Raw genomic sequence first — 3,416 nt, forward strand, 5'->3', positions numbered from 1 at the left:
GACCCGGCCGCGAGCAGCACCGCGGCCACCCCGCCGAGCCACACGAACGGAGCCGCGCGGACCTCCGCGCCGGGCAGCCTCGGCACGTGCTCGAACGGCGAGAGGTCGAGCACGAGCTGGCCCACATCCAGCACCGGCCCGAACATGCTGATCAGCACGGCGAGCGCGGCGATGGCCCAGGCGGCCGTGGTGAATGCGGGAACGAGGCCGAACAGCGCGACCGCCGCGGCGGCCACCACCCACACGGCGGGAAGCTGGGCCAGGCAGGCGCCGAGCAGGGCTGCCGTCTCGCCGCCGACGTCGCCGACCCGCGCACCGTGCAGCGCACCGATGCTCACACCGGCCGCCAGCACGAGCGCCGCGCTGCCCGTGAACACGAACACCAGGTGCCCGGCCAGCCAGCGCAGTCTGCCCACCCCGGTCGCCAGCAACGGCTCGGCCCGCACGGCCGTCTCCTCCGCCCGCATGCGGAGCACGGCCTGCACCGCGAACAGCGCCGCGACCATGCCCGCGAAGTTGGCGATCGTGGCCAGGTAGGCGTCCACAACGGCCTCGGAACCGCCCATCCGGGCCAGCATCCGCCGCATCTCGGCGCTGTCACCGACGATGTCGCCCATGCCGCTGGCCAGTGAGCCGAACAGCGCACCCAGCACCACGAACCCGGAGAGCCAACCGGTGAGCATTGCCCGGTGCAGGCGCACGGCCAGGGCGAACGTCGTGCGCAGGCGCGGCGAGGCACCCGAGGGGCCGAGCGTGGCGGGGAGCAGGCCCAGTCCCACGTCACGGCGCGGTCGCAGGGCGCAGGCCACACCCACGAGGACGCACGTCACGATCAGTGGGAGCAGCAGCACGGTGAACCGGTCGTCGGTGAACGCCCGGACCTGGGTGGCCCAGCCGATCGGCGACAACCAGGAGAGCCAGTCGAGGCCGGTGGTCGAGTCGCCGATCGCCCGCAGCGCGAACGTCACCCCGAGCGCGGCGCCGGCGAGGCCGTTGGCCGTGCGGGAGTACTCCGCGATCTGGGCGGTGACACCCGCGACGCCGGTGAACACCAGTCCCACCGACGCCATGCCGAGCCCGAACGCCAGCGACCCGGACGCCGCCATCCCGGCCGCGACCATGGCGCCGCTCGCGGCCAGTCCCGTGGCCAGGCTCAGTCCCGCGCCCACCAGCAGCGCGGCGGTCAGCGGTGCGTACCGCCCGACCACGGTCGAGGACAGCAGCTCCTGCCTGCCCGTGTCCTCCTCCTGCCGGGTGTGCCGGGTCACGACGAACACGCAGGCCAGCGCGAGAAACAGCGGCAGCAGCGTGCCGTAGCGCCATGCCGTGAAACCGCCCGCGGTCGACAGGTCGTGCGCCGGACCGTAGAGCAGGGTGATGGACGGGTTGCCGCCCATGCTGGTGGTCAGCGCCTCCCGTTCCGCCCGCGTGGGATAGAGCTGTTCGTAGGCGCCCACCGTGCCGGCAGGCGTGAGGGCGAGCACCACGAACCAGACGGGCAGCAGGATGCGGTCGCGCCGCAGCGCGAGCCGCACCAGGTGGCCGGTGCCGGTGAGGGAGCCACCCGCGCGGGCGGTGACGGGCCCGGGCATCTCGGTGGTCGCGGTGCTCATCGGGGTGACTCCGTTTCCCGGGCGGTCTCGCCTGCGCCCCTGCCGCCGCGGAGCCCGGACCGTCCGGGTCCGTCGGCGTCATCCGTGGTGCCGCCGGTGGTGCCGCCGGAACCGTCATAGTGCCGCAGGAACAGTTCCTCCAGCGTCGGCGGCTGGCTGACCAGGCTGCGCACGCCGATCCCGGTGAGGGCGCGCAGCGTCTCGTCGAGCGCGTCGCTCTCCACGGCGAAGCGCACGTGCCTGCCGTCGACGCGCAGGTCGTGCACGCCCGGCAGGGCGGCGAGGCCGTCGACCTCGCCCGCGAGTTCGGCCGAGATCGTGGTCCGCGTGAGGTGCCGCAGTTGCCCGAGGGTGCCGGTCTCGACCGTGCTGCCCGCGCGGATGATGCTCACCCGGTCGCACAGTGCCTCCACCTCGCTGAGGATGTGGCTGGACAGCAGCACGGTGCGGCCTTTGTCGCGCTCGGCCCTGACCTCCTCCCGAAACACCGCTTCCATCAGCGGATCGAGACCCGCCGTGGGTTCGTCCAGGATCAGCAGTTCGACCTCCGAGGCGAGCGCGGCCACGAGCGCGACCTTCTGCCGGTTGCCCTTCGAGTACGCGCGGCCCTTCTTGCGCGGATCGAGGTCGAACCGCTCGATCAGCTCGGCCCGCCTGCGCCGGTTCAGCCCTCCCCGCAACCGGCCGAGCAGGTCGATCACCTCGCCGCCGCTCAGGCTGGGCCAGAGGTTGACGTCCCCGGGGACGTAGGCCAGGCGCTTGTGCAGCCGGGTGGCATCCCGCCAGGGATCACCCCCGAGCAGGCGCGCCGATCCCGCATCGGCGCGCAGCAGCCCGAGCAGGACGCGGATCGTCGTCGATTTGCCCGACCCGTTGGGGCCGAGGAAGCCGTGGACCTCACCCGGAGTGACGGAAAGGTCCAGATCGTCGAGCGCCACGGTCGGACCGAACGTCTTGCGCAGGCCCGAGATGGCGATGGCCGGTTCTGTGCCGACAGGTGTCATGCCGCAGAAGCTACACTTGTTTCATAAAGTTGTGAAGTCTCAAAAGTCGATGAACGATCCGGTTCGGATACGGTCGTCGCGACAGGAGGGTGATCGAGATGGCGAGCAGGCCGCAGTCCCAACGCGACCCGGGTGACCGGGACGGGCCCGGCGGGGTGGAGCAGGACGAGGCGGCGGGCCGGGACGACGCGCCGGCCCGCGACGAGGAGGCCGTGCGCGCCTACATCGAGCGCCTGGGGCTGACGCTGACCGACATCGGGCTCCAACGGACGGCGGCACGGGTGTTCGCGGCGTTGACGACCGCCGACAGCGGCACCATGACCTCGGCCGAGCTGGCCGAGGCGCTGTCCATCAGCCCCGCCGCCGTGTCCGGAGCGGTACGCAGCCTCGAACAGCTCGGCATGATCGCCAAGGAGCGCAGGCCGGGGGAGCGGCGCGACCACTACCGCCTCTGGGACGACTTCTGGTACACGACGTTTCTCAAGCGCAACCGGATGCTGGCGATCTGGCGCGAGGTGAGCATGGAGGGCGCGCGCACACTCGGCCCCGACACCCCGGCAGGCGGGCGGCAGGCCGAGATGGCCGACTTCCTCGCCTTCATGATCGACGAAATGCCGAAGCTGCTGGAACGGTGGCATCGGCGCCGCTCCGGTGGGGCCTGAGGCCGGGCCGAGGTTCGTGCCCGGGCCGTCGTTCGGCTTCGCCCGGCCCTGTGGGTCAGGATGGCCGGGTGGACCGATCCGCCGACCGTGCCGGAGGCACCGCGCCGACCTGGCTCGTGCAGCTGCTGCGCACCACG

Annotated in this window: 3 protein-coding genes; 1 reads left to right on the forward strand and 2 read right to left on the reverse strand. The window is 72.4% G+C overall.

Annotation, left to right across the window (positions count from 1 at the left end):
- The coding region (locus SACSA_RS23530) for an ABC transporter permease (RefSeq protein ID WP_019818992.1) at window positions 1-1,613 on the reverse strand (1,613 nt) is incomplete at its 3' end.
- Complete coding sequence (locus tag SACSA_RS0117265) at window positions 1,610-2,617, reverse strand: ABC transporter ATP-binding protein (protein WP_019818993.1); 1,008 nt, start codon at window positions 2,615-2,617, stop codon at window positions 1,610-1,612. The genes SACSA_RS23530 and SACSA_RS0117265, both read right to left, overlap by 4 nt.
- Before the next feature lie 98 nt (window positions 2,618-2,715).
- Here SACSA_RS0117265 and SACSA_RS0117270 point away from each other — a divergent pair, with 98 nt between their 5' ends.
- Entirely contained in the window at window positions 2,716-3,279 is a 564-nt protein-coding gene (locus tag SACSA_RS0117270) for a GbsR/MarR family transcriptional regulator (protein WP_083940292.1), read from the forward strand.
- Window positions 3,280-3,416 lie beyond the last annotated feature (137 nt).

It is taken from the genome of Saccharomonospora saliphila YIM 90502 (assembly GCF_000383795.1).
GTDB classification, from domain to species: Bacteria; Actinomycetota; Actinomycetes; order Mycobacteriales; family Pseudonocardiaceae; genus Saccharomonospora; species Saccharomonospora saliphila.